This window comes from Sphingomonas crusticola (assembly GCF_003391115.1).
Classification (GTDB): Bacteria; Pseudomonadota; Alphaproteobacteria; order Sphingomonadales; family Sphingomonadaceae; genus Sphingomonas_I; species Sphingomonas_I crusticola.
Genome location: NZ_QTJP01000001.1, coordinates 1,031,163 through 1,049,215, shown reverse-complemented (window position 1 = coordinate 1,049,215; position 18,053 = coordinate 1,031,163). Strand labels below are relative to the sequence as shown.

15 protein-coding genes are annotated in these 18,053 nt (G+C 59.1%); 8 read left to right on the top strand and 7 right to left on the bottom strand.

The genetic code is table 11. The features are described from left to right. Together DX905_RS05020 and DX905_RS05010 are read right to left on the bottom strand one after the other, a co-directional pair. Positions 1–771 carry a glycosyltransferase family 2 protein gene (locus DX905_RS05020; RefSeq protein WP_162875467.1) on the bottom strand — a complete coding sequence of 257 codons (771 nt, stop codon included), beginning with the start codon at positions 769–771 and terminating at the stop codon, positions 1–3. 804 nt (positions 772–1,575) lie between these two features. Next, the gene (locus DX905_RS05010; protein ID WP_162875466.1) at positions 1,576–2,760 is read right to left on the bottom strand and encodes an O-antigen ligase family protein; all 1,185 of its coding nucleotides are present in this window, start codon (positions 2,758–2,760) and stop codon (positions 1,576–1,578) included. Between the two features lie 426 nt (positions 2,761–3,186). Here DX905_RS05010 and DX905_RS05005 point away from each other — a divergent pair, with 426 nt between their 5' ends. Both DX905_RS05005 and DX905_RS05000 read left to right on the top strand, forming a co-directional pair. Further along, the gene (locus tag DX905_RS05005) at positions 3,187–4,068 is read left to right on the top strand and encodes an FkbM family methyltransferase (RefSeq protein WP_116090375.1); all 882 of its coding nucleotides are present in this window, start codon (positions 3,187–3,189) and stop codon (positions 4,066–4,068) included. 145 nt (positions 4,069–4,213) lie between these two features. Beyond that, on the top strand, positions 4,214–5,488 hold the full coding sequence (locus tag DX905_RS05000) for a lipopolysaccharide biosynthesis protein (protein WP_116090374.1): 1,275 nt from the start codon (positions 4,214–4,216) through the stop codon (positions 5,486–5,488). Between the two features lie 34 nt (positions 5,489–5,522). On the opposite strand, the gene DX905_RS04995 is transcribed toward DX905_RS05000, so the two are convergent. After that, on the bottom strand, positions 5,523–6,443 hold the full coding sequence (locus DX905_RS04995; protein WP_116090373.1) for a glycosyltransferase family 2 protein: 921 nt from the start codon (positions 6,441–6,443) through the stop codon (positions 5,523–5,525). A gap of 570 nt (positions 6,444–7,013) precedes the next feature. Here DX905_RS04995 and gmd point away from each other — a divergent pair. The 3 genes from gmd to DX905_RS04980 all read left to right on the top strand — a co-directional run bounded on the left by gmd (position 7,014) and on the right by DX905_RS04980 (position 10,410). Then, complete coding sequence (gene gmd / locus DX905_RS04990; RefSeq protein ID WP_116090372.1) at positions 7,014–8,081, top strand: GDP-mannose 4,6-dehydratase; 1,068 nt, start codon at positions 7,014–7,016, stop codon at positions 8,079–8,081. Position 8,082: 1 nt separating this feature from the next. Continuing rightward, a complete protein-coding gene (gene fcl / locus DX905_RS04985; RefSeq protein WP_116090371.1) occupies positions 8,083–9,036 on the top strand; it encodes a GDP-L-fucose synthase in 954 nt (317 codons plus the stop codon). A 117-nt stretch (positions 9,037–9,153) separates the two neighbouring features. Further along, entirely contained in the window at positions 9,154–10,410 is a 1,257-nt protein-coding gene (locus DX905_RS04980) for a WcaI family glycosyltransferase (RefSeq protein WP_162875465.1), read from the top strand. 54 nt (positions 10,411–10,464) lie between these two features. Here the strand turns inward: DX905_RS04980 and asd are convergent, their stop codons facing one another. Further along, positions 10,465–11,322, bottom strand: coding sequence for an archaetidylserine decarboxylase (gene asd / locus DX905_RS04975; protein ID WP_205412196.1), 858 nt, complete (start codon positions 11,320–11,322; stop codon positions 10,465–10,467). Between the two features lie 38 nt (positions 11,323–11,360). Here asd and DX905_RS04970 point away from each other — a divergent pair, with 38 nt between their 5' ends. Next, positions 11,361–13,010, top strand: coding sequence for an aminotransferase class III-fold pyridoxal phosphate-dependent enzyme (locus DX905_RS04970; protein WP_116090368.1), 1,650 nt, complete (start codon positions 11,361–11,363; stop codon positions 13,008–13,010). Positions 13,011–13,130: 120 nt separating this feature from the next. On the opposite strand, the gene DX905_RS04965 is transcribed toward DX905_RS04970, so the two are convergent. Beyond that, positions 13,131–13,766: a hypothetical protein gene (locus DX905_RS04965; RefSeq protein WP_116090367.1), complete on the bottom strand. Its 636-nt coding sequence runs from the start codon at positions 13,764–13,766 to the stop codon at positions 13,131–13,133. A gap of 11 nt (positions 13,767–13,777) precedes the next feature. After that, positions 13,778–14,425 (bottom strand): class I SAM-dependent methyltransferase, encoded by a 648-nt coding sequence (locus DX905_RS04960; protein WP_116090366.1) that lies wholly within the window; start codon positions 14,423–14,425, stop codon positions 13,778–13,780. 199 nt (positions 14,426–14,624) lie between these two features. Here DX905_RS04960 and DX905_RS04955 point away from each other — a divergent pair, with 199 nt between their 5' ends. Both DX905_RS04955 and DX905_RS04950 read left to right on the top strand, forming a co-directional pair. Next, complete coding sequence (locus DX905_RS04955; RefSeq protein WP_116090365.1) at positions 14,625–15,533, top strand: UDP-2,3-diacylglucosamine diphosphatase; 909 nt, start codon at positions 14,625–14,627, stop codon at positions 15,531–15,533. Beyond that, on the top strand, positions 15,530–16,567 hold the full coding sequence (locus tag DX905_RS04950) for a glycosyltransferase family 4 protein (RefSeq protein ID WP_116090364.1): 1,038 nt from the start codon (positions 15,530–15,532) through the stop codon (positions 16,565–16,567). The genes DX905_RS04955 and DX905_RS04950 overlap by 4 nt, the downstream gene beginning before the upstream one ends. A 58-nt stretch (positions 16,568–16,625) precedes the next feature. On the opposite strand, the gene DX905_RS04945 is transcribed toward DX905_RS04950, so the two are convergent. Then, positions 16,626–17,936: a sugar MFS transporter gene (locus tag DX905_RS04945; protein WP_116090363.1), complete on the bottom strand. Its 1,311-nt coding sequence runs from the start codon at positions 17,934–17,936 to the stop codon at positions 16,626–16,628. Positions 17,937–18,053 lie beyond the last annotated feature (117 nt).

Sequence of the window (18,053 nt, the reverse complement as noted above, 5' to 3'; positions counted from 1 at the left end):
TTATTGGTGCTTTTTCTTATATCGTACCTTATCGTATAGGTTTGGGAAAACCTTTCGCGCTCTGTTTGTCCCCACCTTAGCCAGCCAAAATAGGCAGCTCTTGAACCATCCGTGCCGATGCTCGCTCAGATAGATGCGAAAGAGTTCCGCGTTCATAGCTCGGCGGTGCCTGTCGCCCTGCGAGACGCCACCGCGTTCAAACACGCAAATTGGGATAGGGACTTGTAGTAACGTTGCGCCAACCATCATTCGGATGGTGAAGACCCAGTCGGCGCTCCATCGATAACTTTGATCATAGCCGACGGCCCGAGCCCGTGCGGTCCGATAAAATATCGCCTGATGATGCGTAAAAAGAACATAGCGGTTTGCTGCTGGAGCTCTCGCGGGCTTAAGATAATGGCTTCCCACGCCCTCTTCGATCGCATCACCATAAACAATGTCGGGCTCAGATGTGCCGATGGCATCCCTAACTTTGGCAAGTACTTCCGAGCCAGCAAACATGTCGCCGGCGTTCATAAAGATCACGTACTTCCCGCGTGAGCGGTTCAATCCCTTTTGCATAGCATCAAAGATGCCACCGTCAGGCTCGGAAACAATATTGATGAAATCGTTATCAATCGATTCCAAATATTGTAACGTCCCATCTTGGGAGCCGCCGTCAATAATTAGCCATTCATAATCAGAGTGGACCTGATTGAGAACAGATTCAGCGGTTCTTTTAAGTCCGGCCAGATTTTTATAGGTAACGGTTACGATACTAAAGAGGGGCAACGTTCTTCCTCCTCCGGATGGCCTTTGCCGGATTTCCGGCATAGATCGTCTGTGGGTCTAACGATCGAAACGCAACGCCACGGGCCCCAAGTACTGCACCGGCCCCTACTGTGACGCCCGGTCCAACAAAGGCTTCGGCGGCTATCCATGCTCCCGCATCAATCGTAATAGGAAGTGCGTAATGCGCAAAGTCAGCTCTATCTACGTCGTGACTGCCGCTGCAAAGATGTGCTCCCTGCGAGACTATGGACCCCATACAGACCGTAATCTTGGCCTGATTGTAACAATTTACTCCATTGGCGAGTAGGGTCTCGTCTTCCATAACAAGATTGGGCGGGTACCACACCCTGGCACCAGCGCGGACATCTGCTTTTTCGCCCATTGATGCGCCGAACAGTCGCAAAAGAAAGCGCCGCCATCGCCAAAAGGAGGGAGGCGTCCAAGAGGCCCCTACAGCCCATACGAATCCCCATACAAGCCGCAGCAGCTTATGTGTTCGGCGAAATGGATCATTAGCCGAGCGAAATTCGGCGTCGTTAGGCCGAATAAGCATGGTCACAGGATCGTCCTCATCTGTCCGAATGTCTTTCATTACGTCGTATCGTGCGAATGCCGACAGCTTCGACAAACCGCTCTATAGAATGATCAATCCATACGGCACCCGGATGACATGGGATACGAGGTGATCGCACTCGGTCAGGGCGGTGCACCACAAGCGAGCGGGCCGCTTCAAACGCCCATCATTACCTCACTCCTTATTGAAGGCAGCTATGAGGTAACCGGTCTATTTTCTCGATGAGCATTCTATACAGCAGCAGCGCCTGAGCGATGAGAAGAAGCTTCAGTCAATGGCCGCGCACGGCGCTCCGGCCTCAGAAGGGCTTCGATAAGGGCTGCCCATACGATCAAAAACGCGCCATCGAAGTTACCGAAGAAGGTGTAGCCAGAGCCAAGAGAGACGACCAGCTCGATGACATAGAGCGCAAGGACCACACCGCTCATGCGGAGCCGGCTAAACAACCATAAGATAAGACCGAACCCCACAACCCCGAGCTTCGCCAGGATGCTCCAATAGGCATTTTCGATATCAAAACGGGAGTTTTCAAACCAGGCAGGATCTTCCGTTAGTGCACCCGGCGTCAAAGGCTTAGCAACGCCTACCCCGAAAAGTACCGATGTGACATCGGCTGAAAAAGCTTCCTTTGCGTAGGATATTTCCCATTCTCGAGTGATATCGCTAAAGTCACTCCGAAAATAATCATGCGCCCGGTCCAGAACCAGAGCACTAGTGCCAATAGCAAAAAAGCCGACGATGCCAATCGTAAACAGCCTGCCACTGAAGGCACCTAGCCTTTTACCATGGAATAGAGCGAGAAAGGCCAGCAGAACGAAGCAAGCAAATGCCGACTTCGATCCTGTGGCGAGGATAGTTACCGCCGCCATACCGACGATTGTGATCCTGTTGGACCTCACCCCAAAATAAACTAACATCAGGCTGGTAAATAATTGCGGCAGAAACACCCGCGTATTGTCACCTATCGAAAACAATACCGTGTTGGCGATCGGAATTCCTGCCTTAAACGCTACAACCTGAATAAGCTGCAACGCGGGGAAAATGTAAACTATCCCTTTCATCAGTCTAGTCGAAATCGACCGATCTGCCGATAGGACGGATGAGAACTTACGTGACAAAGTGTCATAGGAGACTAGAAAAATCACGATCATTGTAAGCGGCGCGCCGGACCGCATAAATTGAAACCAGACATTACCGTCGGCTGGATTTCGCCGCAGTATCCAAAGAGACACTAACCAGAACAGCACGATCGCGCCCACCCAAGCCTGGCGACGGCATACCCACACAAACGGGAGCAGAAGAACTGCTCCGAGTATCTGGCAGGTCGCGTTACTCAAACCAAGCGGAAGAGCGAGTCCCACCAACGAAACAAAGAATAATATCGTGCCAAGCGGCGGTGTCGATACCTTACTCATTTCTAACCGCGCCAAGTCAATATTCCTTTATAGATCATCAGCCAGGAAGGCTGGTCTCCGCCGCGCCTCACGCTCCACCGGTGGCTGCCGTTTCCAGCTGCCGCAGCTCGGCATGTGCCCCCCCCCAAGCGATCGGGGCGCAATGTTTGCCTCCTGCATATGCTCGAGCGTTACGATCGCCGAAGCGGCGTTGACGTGACGCGCCTTCTTGGTCGTATCATGTATGATAGCTCTATAGAGGCCGAGCACGCGAAACCCAACCCTCGCTCAGCGCGCCCCGTTGACCCCTCCGGGATGGTATCGCATTGAGCAACGCACGCTCCCGGCAATTTAGATTCAGCGAACACGATTAAGTTAGACCCAACTATTAATTGACGCAGCGTTAATAAGAGGCGTCGTGCCGTCCATAGGATCGAAGGAGGTTAAATGACGCATCCCGTCGCGCAGCTGATTTGGAAGCAACGAACTCGGTTCGCCAGACGATTTGATATCTTGGGGTTGCCCATAGACCTTCCTGCGGGCCATCTACTGGATTGGCATATCTACCGAAACCGGCGTTTTGACCTCCCGGTCGCCGAGATCTCGGAGTTAATCGCCAGAAAATACGAGCAGCCCACCATGATAGATATCGGCGCAAACGTGGGTGACACCGCCGCGTTCATGCTCCGGCGGCCGGACATCGCCGTCCTCTGCATCGAAGGGAATGACGCGTTCCTGCCGTGGCTGGAGCGTAATATCGCACGCATTTCCAAAGGTTCGGAGATTGTCGCCGCTTACGTGGGTTTCGGCAATCAGGTTAAAGGTGCGGTTCGCACGATCCATGGCACGGCCTCCTTCGTCGAGGGGAGTCAGGCCATAGAAACGCTGCCCTTGAGCGAGATTATCGCAAGCAAGCCTCGATTTGGTAAGTCTAGGCTCCTTAAGACAGACACCGATGGATTCGATCCCAAGATTATTATGGCCGCGAAGGATGTCATCGCAGAGATGCGTCCCATACTTCACATCGAATACACGCCGGTCGGTTCCCCTGAAGTGGCGAGGGAGCATTCTGAACTTGTAAAGACGTTGACGGAAATTGGTTATAAGCGCTTTCACTTCTATGACAACTTCGGCAATCACATGATCCGTCTTAAGACTGAAGATTTGGGCAACCTAGATTCGTTACATGCATATGTTCAGTCTGCCCGTAAAGATAAGAGGACATCGGTATTTTACTACGACCTGGTCGCGATGACAGACGATGATACTGATATATCTGACAGCCTCATCAGCCATTATAATGAAGGACGGCCCATTTTGCCGTCATAGATTTGGAAATTTGCCTGCAATACGGCAGACCCCAAGATGCGTACTTGGATCATGCGGTCGTACGCGAGAGTTCCCAGAGGAATAGTTGATGTCGGTTGTCAGTAGGTTAGTGAGTGGCACAGCTGCGAACGCGTTGAGCATTACCATGAGCGCGATTCTTCAACTTGCGGCGGTTCCTATCTTAACCTCGGCTTGGGGTGTCTCCCAATATGGTGTGTGGCTGATGCTCACCACGATCCCGACATATTTTGCGTTAACCGATCTCGGTTTCATTCAAGCGGCTACTGCGGACATGACAATGCATCATGCGCGTAATGAAAAGGAATCGGTCGTTCGTGTCTTTCAAAGCACTGCCGTCCTTATAAGTTTGCTGATACCTTTATCGGCGTTAGCCGCGGTCAGCCTCTTACTCGCCAACGCGTTCGACTTTCCGTTTGCCAGTTGGATATCCGGCAACATAGCTACGTTAGCATTGCTGATTATCTATTCGGCTGTGGCATTATTCTCTAGAATAACTCTGTCTGGATTTCGTTCGACCGGGCACTACGCTCACGGCACGCTGGCATATGATGGCTCCTCGTTCGTCGAGGGGGTGATTGTACTCGCGGTGGCATGGAGTGGGGCAAATTTCTTCGTTTGCATCGCAGTGCAGTTTGCCGGCCGCTGCATCAGCATGACCATCTTATACATTTTGATGCGTCGGTTTGAGCCTTGGTTGAAGCTGGGCGTGAGACATGCATCCCGGGCGGAAATCAAGCGCCTCGTCGGGCCGGCGCTATCGGCAATGTCGGTGCCGGCTACACTTGCGCTCAACCTACAAGGTATGGTTCTGGTTGTCGGCTCGGTTCTATCGCCTGCCGCGGCAGGTGCCTTCGTCGCCGTGCGCACATTAACCAGAATATTCGTGCAAGGTGTTGGGATATTCAACCGAGCGTCGATGCCGGAGATTGCCGCAGCTTATGCGAAAGGAAACCTTCGCCTGCTACGGCGGCTGGCAGTAGTAAACGCCGTTATCGCAGGTGCCGTTCTCGTTTTGGGGTGGCTATTCCTGGTAACTTTTGGCCCATGGCTAATGCACCTGTGGACCGGCGGAAAGATCACTGTAGATCGGTCTTTCTTGGCCCTTATGGCGCTGGGGATGGTCGTCCATGGCGTTTGGTTCTTCACATTCAGCTTTTTGCTTTCGCTCAACCGTCATGGAGCGCTGGGCCTCCCGCTATTCCTAGCCTCCCTCGTGACCGTTCTGGCAGCAATTGTCGGCGGGACTTATGCGGGGCTCAACGGCGTCGCCGCGAGCGCCGTTGCCGGCGATGTTCTGAGTTTGTTTTGCGTGCTCTACACGCTGCGTAGGCGGCAGTCGCTAGGATCCTCCGAGCCTTCATCGTCGCTTATGAGCGATATGTCGGCGGAACAGTTGTAGCGGCAGTCACGGGCACTTGGTTGCTTCCTCTACTTTATTCCATCGTTAAGTTTAATCCGGTTGCATCGATGAGAAGCGCGATTCTCTCGTCGCGACTTTTGCACGCTGCGATCCGCGGTTCTAACTCGTCTGTTTTGGCCTCGACCAGCAACCGGTACCATAGGCCTTGCATAAAGTGATAGATTAGTCCTTCTCGCCCGTCCAGAAAGCCGAGCTGAATCAAATAGCGAAAAAGAAAGTATGCTAACGGACCGATTGCAAATGGAAGCTTATTGTAGATTCGTTCTTTTATAAGGCGCTTCATCTTCATTTGCCGACCACTGTTGTGAAGATTGGCGTCTCTAGCTCTTTCGAATAGGTTGTGCCTTTGGTTGAGAACCTCGACGGCTTCTAAGGTCGCGTAGCGATTATGCTTAGCAATAAAGGATGATAAATCGCGTAAAGACGCGTCGGCGAAGAATCCTTCGAACTGGATCGCCCGGCCTCCGGTGAGGACGACATGCTCATCCATCCACCGGTCTTCGACAGCTCCTTGCCCGGTGCGCCATAACCGAAGAAGGTGAAGTGGATACCGGCCGCCGTGACGCACCCAGCGGCCCATAAAGATGTGGCGGCGCGAGAATGTTACCCCGGCGACGTCACTAGGAAGATTGGGCAGCTCGTTGCGGATTCGCTGCGCGAGGTCGGCTCCTATGATTTCATCGGCATCGAGGCGCAAAGTCCACTCGGCGCGAATATCGCCATTCTCTAGACCCCACGCGAACTGCCGGGAGTGGTTTATAAATTTATTCTGAAGCACTCGCGCGCCAGAACTGCGCGCAATATCGACCGTCCGGTCCGTAGAGAAAGAGTCGACGACAAGAATATCGCTTGAGAATGCCTTTGCACTGTCGATCGCTCGCGCGATGTGCATTTCCTCGTTGTAGGTGAGAATTACAGTGGCGACGTTGGACATATGTTATCAGTTCCTGCTCACCGACGTCGGTTTCGAGGTGATTCGCGTTGGCGCCCGCCGCTTACCCTTTTCCAGGGAAAGCATAATACTTACTGCCCCCAAGCGGCGCGGCATTACGCTCTGTTACGCTTCTGCATTCCCCGCACGGCACAAACAAGCCGCCGATAAGGACAAGGCCATGAATCGCCGCCTTCGCTAGAGCGATGCTGGGCAGCTTTGCAATTGACTCTCCGCCAAACGTTCGCTATCTGTTCCATCAGGAAATGCCGCGCGTTCAGACAAATCATCTAGTTCGTTTCTGCTGTTTTTTTGTTTTTGCCGCTTTTTTTGGCTCTTTGAACCATCGTCAGGCCAGCTGAGGCCTGACGGCCGAAGAAAAATCACGCGGGAGGAGGCAATGATCCCCGGCCTGCTTAATTGCGCCGGCGCGCTTCGATTTCACCAGGCTTGGGCGGTGAAGCGCAGCACCCCGGCCGCTCGCAACCGCTCGTCGCGCCGCGCCCTCCGCAACCCCCCTTGATAAACCCCCTCCGCTCTGCGACCTGATGCCCGCAAATTCAGGGGAATGACGTGACTGCGCCTAAGGTTGCCTTGCTTACCGGTGTGACCGGCCAGGACGGGGCCTATCTCGCCCATCTGCTCCTGTCCAAGGGCTATGAGGTCCACGGCATCAAACGCCGCTCCTCCTCGTTCAACACCGGCCGGATCGAGGATATCTATCAGGATCCGCATGTCGAGGGCGCCAGGTTCAAGCTGCACTATGGCGATCTTACCGATTCCACCAACCTCATCCGCATCGTTCAGGAAACCCAGCCGGACGAGATCTACAATCTGGCGGCGATGAGCCACGTCCATGTCAGCTTCGAGACGCCCGAATATACCGCCAATGCCGACGGCATCGGCACGCTGCGGCTGCTGGAGGCGATCCGCATCCTCGGGCTTGAGAAGAAGACGCGCTTCTATCAGGCCTCGACCTCCGAACTCTACGGCCTGGTGCAGGAAGTGCCCCAGTCGGAAACCACCCCCTTCTACCCGCGCTCGCCCTATGCGGTCGCCAAGATGTATTCCTACTGGATCGTGGTGAACTATCGCGAGGCCTATGGCATCCATGCCTCCAACGGCATCCTGTTCAATCATGAGAGCCCGCTGCGCGGCGAGACCTTCGTCACGCGCAAGATCACCCGCGCCGCCGCCGCGATCAAGCTGGGCCGCCAGAGCAAGCTCTATCTCGGCAATCTCGATGCCCGCCGCGACTGGGGCCATGCGCGTGAATATGTCCGCGGCATGTGGCTGATGCTGCAGCAGGATGTGCCCGACGATTATGTATTGGCGACCGGCGAGACCACGCCCGTGCGTACCTTCGTCGAATGGGCGTTCGCGGATGTCGGCATCACCTTGCGCTGGGAAGGGCAGGGCGTCGACGAGAAAGGTTATTGCGTGGAAACCGGCGCCTGCCTGGTCGAGGTCGATCCCCGCTATTTCCGTCCGACCGAGGTCGACCTGTTGATCGGTAATCCCGCCAAAGCGAAGGCCAGGCTCGGCTGGAGCCACGAAACGCCGGTTCGCGAACTCGCGCGCGAAATGGTGCTGGCCGATCTCGAGGTGATGAAGCTCGCCCCGATCGACAAGAGTGCCTGAGATGGCGTTGGGCGAACCTTATGATCTGCGCGGCAAGAGGGTCTATGTCGCCGGCCATCGCGGTATGGTCGGGTCGGCGATCGTGCGACGGCTGGCGCGCGAAGATTGCACGATCGTGACCGCAACGCGCAGCGACCTGGACCTCGGCGACCAGAATGCGGTGCGCACCTGGTTTGCCGCCAACAAGCCGGACGCGGTGTTTCTGGCCGCGGCGAAGGTCGGTGGGATTCTTGCCAATGACAGCTTCCCGGCCGACTTCCTCTACGACAATCTCATGATCGAGGCGAACATCATCGAGGCGGCGCATCGCAGCGCGGTGGAGAAGCTGATGTTTCTCGGTTCCTCCTGCATCTACCCCAAATTCGCGCCGCAGCCGATCTCTGAAGATTCGCTGTTGAGCGGCCCGCTCGAGCCCACCAACGAATGGTATGCGATCGCGAAGATCGCCGGCATCAAACTATGTCAGGCCTATCGACGCCAGCATGGACGAGACTTCATCTCCGCCATGCCGACCAATCTTTACGGCCCTGGCGACAATTTCGACCTCGCTTCGAGCCATGTGCTGCCGGCGTTGATCCGCAAGGCGCACGAGGCGAAGCAGAGCGGGGCCGCCAGCATCGAAATCTGGGGGACGGGGACGCCGCGCCGCGAATTCCTTCACGTCGATGATCTTGCCGACGCCTGCGTCTTCCTGATGAAGCAATATTCGCAAGACGAGCATATCAATGTCGGCTCCGGCGAAGATCTGCCAATCCTCGAGCTGGCGCAATTGGTGGCTGAGGTAGTCGGTTTCACCGGCGGAATTACCACCAATCCTGATCGCCCCGACGGTACGCCACGCAAACTGATGAGCGGCGAAAAGCTGCGGGAAATGGGGTGGCGCCCACGCATCACCCTGCGGCAGGGCATAGCCGATGCCTATCGCGCATTTCTCGCGACGCAGCCGGACGCATGATGCGCGCGCGGGTTTGTATCGCAGAGATTGCCGATACCTCCTTCCGGCTGATCGGCTGCTGATTGACATAGTAATTGCGGCGGCGAGATGAGCCGTCCGTCCATCGATGGAATTGGCATGGCGGCCCCGGCATATTCGGTTCTCATTACAACGCCGTCCTACGCGCCCGAGCTGACCGGCGTCGGCCGTTATACCGGAGAGCTTGCGGTGGGACTGGCCGTTCGAGGCGCGGCGACGGAAGTCGTATGCCCGCCGCCGCATTATCCCGGCTGGTATGTCCGTCCACCATATTCCGCCTCGCGTTATGCGGCGGAATGGTTGGACGGAGTGCGGGTCTGGCGCTGCCCCATTTTCCTGAGGAAAAAGGCGAGCGGACTGGTCCGGTTGCTGACCTCGCTGTCCTTCGGGCTGACTGCATCGCCGGTGCTCGTCTGGCGCATTCTGTCGCAACGTCCCGATGTCGTACTGTGCGTCGAGCCGACATTGGCGACCGCACCGACCGCCTTGCTTGCTGCCTGGCTGGTGGGCGCGCGCACGGTGCTGCACGTGCAGGATCTGGAGGTCGACGCGGCGCTCGCCGTCGGCCACATCCGGCTGCCCAAGCCGCTGCTGCGCCTGGCTTTCGGCGTGGAACGCCTGTTGATGCGCCGCTTCGACCAGATCGTCACGATCTCGACCAAGATGCAGACGGCAATCGAACGCAAAGGCGTGCCTGCCGAGCGGCTGGTGCTCGTTCGCAACTGGGTTGACGTAGAGCGCATCCGTCCGCTTGGCACGCCAAACGGTTATCGTGAGGAATTGGGTCTCCAGGATCGGTTCGTGTGCCTTTATTCAGGGCAGATCGGGCGCAAACAGGCGCTGCACCTCGTGCTCGATGCGGCGGAGTCGCTTCAGGACGATGCCCGTTTCGCGTTCGTGATCGCCGGCGACGGACCGGAGCGGGAAAGTCTGCAACAGCGTTACGGCGCTCTTCCAAACGTCCGCTTCCTGCCGTTGCAGCCTGAAACGCGTCTTCCCGAATTCCTCAACCTCGCCGATTGCCACATGCTGCCTCAGGATGCCGGCATGAGCGAACTGGTATTGCCGTCGAAATTGGGTGGCATGCTCGCCAGCGGAAAGCGCATCCTCGTTACCGCCGATCCCGATTCCGAGCTTGCGGAGTTCCTGCAGGCAAGTGCTACGATCGTCGCCCCCGGCAGCCCAAGCGCGATCGTCGAAGGTTTGCTGAGCCTTATCCAGGCCCGCGACACCACGCAGGCAGCGCGTCTTGCGCTGGCGCGTACGATATCGGCGACAGACAGCCTTGATCGTTTCGCGGCCCTGCTCGGAAAACTCGCCGGATCGGGAAGAAGGAAGCTCCGGCGGGCGGCGTAATTGCGCGCCGAGCGGCGACGCGGAGTAGCTTGGCACACACCTCGCAGGAAAGTCTCAGCTGCGCCTGAACAGCGCTTCGCCGGCGCGCAGCCGCAGCCCGGCATCGATACGCTCCGCCAGCTTGAAACCCGGCGGTGTGAGCATGACGATGGTCGAACCGTGCTCGAACCAGCCCATGTCCACCCCTTTCGACAGCCGGGCTTCTAGGCGAATCTCGCGCGGGCCGCCGACGCGCAAGGCCTGAACCGTATCCAGGAAGGTCAGCCGGATACTCGCCACCAGCACCGCGGCGACAGCCACCAGCAGCACCGGCGTGCCGTCCGCGAGCCGGCAGTGGATCGCGGCGCGCTCGTTCTTGCAGAACAACCGCTCGACACGTTTCAGCGCGATTGGATTCACGTTCCAGCAGTCGCCGGAGATATAGGTGACCTGCTCGACCGTCAGGTCATGCGGCGCGTGGAAATGATGATACATGCCGGCCGTGAGCCGCAGCGTGACGTAGGTGCCGCCTTCGTAGGCCCGGGATGCTTCCGCATCGCCGAGCAATTCGCTCAGTCGATAGGGTGCGTCCTTGATCTGGTGAACAGTGTCGCCGGCGACCATGCCGTACGCGCCGACGATCGCGTCGCAAGGGCTGGCAAGGACATCCGGGTCAGCGTCTACCGGCCTGGACCCGGGACGTAGGCTGCGCGTGAAGCAGGCGTGCATGCTAGGAAATCGCAGGGCGGCGGCGTCGGTCAGGTCGACGTCCGAGAATAACCGCCACAGCGCAATTGAAGCTCGTGCCACCAGCGGCTGTTCGATCTTGCTGAACCAGCCGATGAAATCGGTCGCGAGCCGCCGCGGCAGGCGGTTGGTGAGCAGGAAATTCAGATCCTCGTTCGCGGCGAGCCTGGCGATAGCGGAGCGCATTGTCATATTCCCGTTGCCAAAAGGCGGTAGCAAAAGTCATGAACTGGTCTCTCGCCTTCCTCGCGGCTGGATCGGTCGGGCTCGGCGCTACCGCTGGCCGACGCCGCCTTTTGCTGTCTCAAGCGAAACACCGCTCGCTGGCCGGCCATTCCAAATGGTCGCGGCGCGTCGCCGGGCTGATCCCTGCGCTCGATTATGACGAAGCCACATTCTTCCGCTGCGACGGTGCGCCCGAGGATGTGGTGCATAAACGCGAACAAGGCTTCCACCGGCTGGCGGCGCTGTTCGCCGAGCGTTTTCCGAAAAGCCGCGCGCTCACCGCCGAGACGCGCGAGGGCCTGTCCGACCTGCAATTCACCGGCAGCTATCGCGTGCCGTTCCAGTTCGCGAAGGTGGTGCGCGAGCAACTCGGCGTCGGCGCGTTCGTCGAGCGCTCGCACGGGGTCACCGTCACCGATCTCGACGGCAATGATTTCTACGACCTCGCCGGCTCCTACGGCGTCAACCTGCTCGGCTACGATGCCTACAAGGCGATGATTGTCGAGGCGGTCGCGCAGGTTGGCGGGCTCGGTCCCGTGCTCGGCGCGATGCATCCGGTCGTGGCCGACAATGTCGCGCGCCTGCGGGCGCTGACTGGCCTCGACGAGGTCTCGTTCCACATGTCGGGCACGGAAGCGGTGATGCAGGCCGTGCGCCTTGCCCGCTATCACACGCGGCGCAGCCGTGTCGTGCGCTTCTGCGGCGCCTATCACGGCTGGTGGGGCGATGTGCAGCCGGGCATCGGCAACCCGGTTTCGGCCGACCGAACCTTCACCCTGGCTGAAATGTCCGAAAAGGCGTTGCGCACCTTGGCGACGCGGCACGACATTGCCTGCGTGCTGATCAACCCCCTGCAGGCGCTTCATCCCAATGCGGCAGCGCCTTCCGACAACACATTGGTGGATGGCAGCCGTAGCGCTGCCTTTCATCGCAACGGCTATGTGGAATGGTTGGCCCGCCTGGCGGAAGTCTGCCGCGAGCGCGGGATCGTGCTGATCCTCGATGACGTCTTTACCGGCTTTAGGATCGCACGCGGCGGCGCCGCCGAATATTTCGGCATCCGGCCGGATATGGTGACCTACGGCAAGACGCTGGGCGGCGGCCTGCCGATCGGGGTGCTGGTCGGCAAGGCGGCGCTGATGAAGCGCTTTCGCGCGGACCGGCCGGTCGATATCTGCTTCGCCCGCGGCACATTCAACGCGCATCCCTATGTGATGGCGACGACCAACGCGTTCCTGCGCGCGCTCGACCTGCCGGAAACACAGGCGCTGTATGACGGGCTCGACGAGCGCTGGAACGGCCGCGCAGCTCGCATGAATGCCAGCCTGGAGGCGGCGGGGCTGCCGGTGCGCGTCGCCAACCTGTCGTCGATCTGGACCATAATTTATACCGTGCCCTCGCGCTTCAACTGGATGCTGCAATATTATCTGCGCGAAGAAGGGCTGCTTCTGAGCTGGGTGGGTACCGGCCGCATCATTTTCAGTCTCAACTATAGCGACGCCGATTTCGACGCGGTGGTCGAGCGCTTCACTCGCGCGGCGCAGCGCATGGCGGCGAACGGCTGGTGGTGGCATCCCGCAGGCGCCACCAACAAGCAGGTCCGCCGCGGCATCCTGCGTGAGCTGATCGCGAAGCGGCTCGGCTGGTAGAGGCAACAAGAGATTCTCCGTTCGCTGTGAGCTTGTCGAAGGGCTGCACTTTTTTCGCTGCCGCTGAGAGGGCAGTGCTTCGACAGGCTCAGCACGAACGGATGAGACGATTTTCCCCGTTCAACGCGTCGCGATACCGGCGTCGAGGCGTTCGCCCTTCAGCAGCCGCACCGGCGCGTGCCGATATTGAATGAAATCGTTGAACGGGTCGGTGATGATCTTTGCCGCCCACACCAGCCCCGTTGGTACATCGCGTACAAAGAACAATTGAAACGTGCGGAAGAGCAGCCCGCCGATGCCGAGCGCCAGCCACATTAGGCCAACATGGCGCAGGAACCCCATCGGACCGGGGATCGGGGCGAAGAGGCCGAACAATGTCGGGCTGACCAGCAGGAGCAGCGGCATCAGCGCCCACATCGTCATGAAGACGACCTTGCGAACGAGATTATAGCCGACCTTGATCTCCTCCTTATGCTGGTGGGTCACATCGTTGACCGTGTCAAAGCCCTTGGGCTCAAAGAAGAAGTGGCCCGCCTGTCGGCTGGTCATCGCAACGCACCAGCCGAGCAGGCTCGCCAGCGCCGGATCGTGGAACATCAGGATATAGGCGCCGATGAAGGTGCTCGCGCTCAGGAAGTGCAGGCTCTGGTTGATAGTGCTGTGATGATAATAACGGTGATCATCCCAGCGCTGTTCGTCGAGCTGCGCGCGAAAGGCGGCGATCTTGCCCGTGGAGTGAGACAGCGTGTCGGTCATGCAAAATCCGTTCAGTTCTTGCGGAAGCGGAGAAGCTCGAAATGGCCGAGCGGGGGAAGGGGGCTGCGCTCGATCAGTTCGACGTTCCCGTTCTGCATCGCCCAATCGGCATAGCGTTCGAACGGGAATTCGGTGCGGAAGCCCAGGCGACTGGTAACCGGCATCAAGGCTTTCTCGATACCGCCGCGCAGGCCCTTGCCGGCACCGATGCGGGTGGTGATGATGATCTCGCCGCCCCGGCGGACGGTACGCGCGAATTCGTCGAGCGCGCGTTCCGGGTTGGGCACGGCGGTGACGACATATTGCGCAACGACCACGTCGAACGCGCCGTTCGCGAACTTGAGGTCTTCGGCGTCCATCACCGCGATCGCCTCGACATTGTCGAGCAACTCGGCGCGGGCCCGGGCCTTGGCGAGAATACCGTCCGAAATGTCGACGCCGTAGAGCGTGCAACGCTTGCTGTAATAAGGCAGCGAGATGCCCGTGCCGACGCCGACTTCCAGCACGCGTCCGCCAACCCGGTTCGCGGCCTCGATCGCGATGCCACGACCGCGCCGAAAAACGGCGCCAAAGACAAGATCATAGATGGGCGCCCAACGATCATAGGCTGCCGCCACCGATCGCGTTTGCATCACTGTTTCCACGCGCCGTTCTCCCATGCTGGAGAAAGGCTATCGGTCAGTTCGGCGACAGAAACGCGACGGGATGATCACGGTTTTGTTACAAAGGGCACGAGACACGCGCTGCTTCATCATTCTGCCACAAGACTGACCCCGGGCTTTCATCAGGCTGTACTAGAGGCGAGCCCATTGAAACGGCGCGAGGAGTGAAAGCTTGGCCTCTCTCCCAGATCTCCCGATGGCGTTTCGCACGTCTCCCTCCGGCCCTAAGAAGCCTTTTTCGGCGCCGACATCGCTACCGGCCTGGCTCGACGACGATGCTGATCCCAAACCCGCGCCGCGCCAGCGTACGCGTTATCGCACCGTGTGGATCTCTGATATCCATCTTGGCACCCCGGGCTGCAATGCGGAATTGCTGCTCGATTTCCTGAAGTCGATCGAGTGCGACACGCTTTACCTGGTCGGCGACATCATCGATGCTTGGCGGCTGCGCAAGGGATGGTATTGGCCACCCCAGCATAACGATGTCGTCCGCTGTATTCTCAAGATGGCGAAGCGCGGCACTCATGTAGTTTACGTGCCCGGCAACCATGACGAGGTGCTGCGCGACTATACCGGCCTCGCGTTCGGCGACGTCACCGTGGTGAGCGAGGCGATCCACGAGACGGCGGACGGCCGCCGGTTGCTGGTGCTGCATGGGGATCAGTTCGACAGCATCGTGCTTTACGCCAAGTGGCTCGCCTTCCTCGGGGACAGCGCCTACGAATTCCTGCTCAAGGCGAATTCGGCGGTGAATTTCGTCCGGCGCCGCTTTGGCCTGCCTTATTGGTCGCTCGCCGCGCATCTCAAGAAGCGCGTCAAGAATGCGGTCCAGTTCATCTCGAAGTTCGAGGAGGTGGTGGCGCACGCCGCCGCCGAGCGGCACGTCGACGGCGTGGTGTGCGGTCACATCCACTCGGCGGAAATCCGCCAGTTTGGCGACATCACTTATTACAATGATGGCGATTGGGTGGAGAGCTGCACCGCCCTGACCGAGCATGAAGACGGTCGGATGGAGATCATCGATTGGGCAGAGCATAAGCGAAGTGAGGCGGCAGGTGCGGTCCCGAAAAAAGCGATGTCCCCCCTCGCGCTCGTACCGGCATGAAGATTGCGCTGATCTCCGACGCATGGCGTCCGCAGGTGAACGGGGTGGTGCGGACGCTCGAGACCACAGTCGTACGGCTGCGGTCGCGCGGCCACAGCGTCGAGACGATCACGCCCGATCAGTTCCGCACGATCCCGTGTCCGAGTTATCCCGAAATCCGCTTGGCAATTGGCGCCGGTCGTGAAACCGAACGGCGGCTGGAAGCTTTCCGCCCGGACGCGATTCATATCGCGACGGAGGGCCCGCTTGGTTGGTCGGCCCGACGCTGGTGTCTTGATCGAGGTTTGCCTTTCTCGACATCCTTTCACACCCGTTTCCCCGATTATGTGGCGTTGCGTACGGGGCTGCCCTCGGGCTGGTTCTGGCCGATCGTCCGGCGTTTCCATGCGCCTGCTGCCAGGATCATGGTCGCGACCGCGGCCCTTGCAAAGGAGCTCGCCCATCACGGCTTGCCGCAGACGCACGCCTGGTCGCGCGGCGTCGACCTTGATCTGTTTACACCCGGCACACTTGGCCTCACCGCCATGGCCGGCCTTCCGCGGCCGATTCAGCTGTATGTTGGACGGGTCGCCGTCGAGAAGAATATTGACGCATTCCTCGACGCCCCGGTCGGCGGATCGAAGGTAATCGTCGGCGACGGCCCGGCGCGCGCGCAGCTGGAACGGCGCTATCCCAATGCTCATTTCCTCGGGCCCTTGCACGGTGCCGAGTTGGCGTCAGCTTATGCCTCCGCCGACGTCTTCGTCTTTCCGAGCCGGACCGATACGTTTGGGCTGGTCATGATAGAGGCGCTGGCGGCCGGCACGCCGATCGCCGCTTTTCCGGTCCAAGGTCCGCTCGATATCGTCGGCGGAGCCAGCCGCCGGGTGGGGGCGCTGGACGAGGATCTCGCCGCGGCAATCAGTCTCGCTCTTACCGCGCAACCATCTGCTTGTGCGGTGGAGGGCCGTCGCTACAGCTGGGACGCGTGCACCGATCAATTTCTCGCCGGGCTTTGTCCTTTTGAAACGATGCGTGGTCGTATCGCAGCTTAGGGATGCGCAGCATGTGCCCGCCCGGCACCGATGCTGGCAACGCCGTAAGTTCGCTCCCTCAGCCCCCGGTCTGCCCCGCATCCTCAACCGCATTGGTCGGGCGGCTGCCCCATAAGGCGTAGAACAGGACGTAGAGCTCGCAGGCCGCGGTCAACAGGAAAGACCATTGCAAGCCATAGGCATCGGCGAGCTTGCCTTGGACGACAACCAGCGCCCCGCCCGCGATCGCCATGATCAGCAGGCCCGACCCTTCCTCGGTCAGCGGCCCAAGCCCTCGGATGCCGAGCGTGAAGATGGTCGGGAACATAATCGAGTGAAACAGGCCCACCAGGATTAACGACCACATCGCCACCGGGCCGTGGGCGAAGACGGTGATCATCATCACCAGGAAGGCGCCCACCGAAAAGACAGCGAGCAGGGTTTCGGGGCGTACTTTCTGCATGATAGCGGAACCGGCGAAACGGCCGATCATCATGCCCCCCCACAAGAACGTGAGGTAGCGGCCCGCATGCTCATGCGTGAGGTTGGCGATATCGGGCTGGCTCACGAAGTTGACGAACAGATTGGCGACACCGATTTCCGCGATCAGATAAATGAAGATCGCGGGAATACCGAATACGAGATTGCGGTGGCGCCAGAGCGAATGATGCCTGCGCTCTTCCTTCGCTAGCCGGCTCGTCGCCGAACCCATCGCCGGCAGTGGAAAGCGCGCGATCGCTACCGCCAGCACCACCAGCACGATTGCGACCAGGACGTAAGGCAAGACCACGGAATGCGCGTCGGCCAATCGTTCGGCCGGGGTCAGTACCGTGCCTTCCGCGACCGTGCCGCCAACGGAGCGGCCCAAGATCAGGTAAGCGCCAAATAAGGGCGCCAACATAGTCCCGGCGGAGTTGAGCGCCTGGACGAGATTGAGCCGGGAGGATGCGGTTTGCGGCGGGCCGACGACGGCAACATAGGGGTTGGCCGCGACCTGCAGCAGCGTGATTCCGCTTGCGATCACGAACAGCATGACCAGGGTCACCCCATAGGAGGGAAGGCTGGCCGCGAGCACCATGCCGAGCGCGCCCGCCGCCATTACAAGGAGGCCGACGACCAGTGACTTTTGATAGCCGATCCGCTCGATCAGCTTGGCGGAAGGGATCGACGCCACGAAATAGGCGATGAACCATACGCTTTCGATCAATGTCGTCTGGGTATAGTTGAGGTCGAAGACGCTTCTGAGGTGCGGCAGCAGCGTGTTGTTGATGACGGTGATAAAGCCCCACATGAAGAATAATGTGGCGAGGAGCGTCAGCGCGGCGCGATAGGACGGCGCGGCCCCGGAGGCACCAGTCGAATGGGGCGTCAAACCCGCCGGTCCGGCCATACTTCATCCTCTGCGATGATCAGCCGAAAGCTGACCGGGTTTATTCCCTTTTGCTTTTGTCTGAGTATAAAGCCTCATCAAACCCGTCAATGGGCGTCTATGGCGGAGGGAGAAGCG

What these genes read in the sequence shown, in the direction of transcription:
- fcl (WP_116090371.1), top strand. Translation starts at nt 8,083, where the DNA reads ATGGCGTTGGGCGAACCTTATGATCTGCGCGGCAAGAGGGTCTATGTC.
- DX905_RS04955 (WP_116090365.1), top strand. Translation starts at nt 14,625, where the DNA reads ATGGCGTTTCGCACGTCTCCCTCCGGCCCTAAGAAGCCTTTTTCGGCG.
- DX905_RS04965 (WP_116090367.1), bottom strand. Translation starts at nt 13,766, where the DNA reads ATGACCGACACGCTGTCTCACTCCACGGGCAAGATCGCCGCCTTTCGC.
- DX905_RS04970 (WP_116090368.1), top strand. Translation starts at nt 11,361, where the DNA reads ATGAACTGGTCTCTCGCCTTCCTCGCGGCTGGATCGGTCGGGCTCGGC.
- DX905_RS04980 (WP_162875465.1), top strand. Translation starts at nt 9,154, where the DNA reads ATGGCGGCCCCGGCATATTCGGTTCTCATTACAACGCCGTCCTACGCG.
- DX905_RS04945 (WP_116090363.1), bottom strand. Translation starts at nt 17,936, where the DNA reads ATGGCCGGACCGGCGGGTTTGACGCCCCATTCGACTGGTGCCTCCGGG.
- DX905_RS05010 (WP_162875466.1), bottom strand. Translation starts at nt 2,760, where the DNA reads ATGAGTAAGGTATCGACACCGCCGCTTGGCACGATATTATTCTTTGTT.
- DX905_RS04995 (WP_116090373.1), bottom strand. Translation starts at nt 6,443, where the DNA reads ATGTCCAACGTCGCCACTGTAATTCTCACCTACAACGAGGAAATGCAC.
- DX905_RS04960 (WP_116090366.1), bottom strand. Translation starts at nt 14,425, where the DNA reads ATGGGAGAACGGCGCGTGGAAACAGTGATGCAAACGCGATCGGTGGCG.
- DX905_RS04950 (WP_116090364.1), top strand. Translation starts at nt 15,530, where the DNA reads ATGAAGATTGCGCTGATCTCCGACGCATGGCGTCCGCAGGTGAACGGG.
- DX905_RS05000 (WP_116090374.1), top strand. Translation starts at nt 4,214, where the DNA reads ATGAGCGCGATTCTTCAACTTGCGGCGGTTCCTATCTTAACCTCGGCT.
- DX905_RS05005 (WP_116090375.1), top strand. Translation starts at nt 3,187, where the DNA reads ATGACGCATCCCGTCGCGCAGCTGATTTGGAAGCAACGAACTCGGTTC.
- asd (WP_205412196.1), bottom strand. Translation starts at nt 11,322, where the DNA reads ATGCGCTCCGCTATCGCCAGGCTCGCCGCGAACGAGGATCTGAATTTC.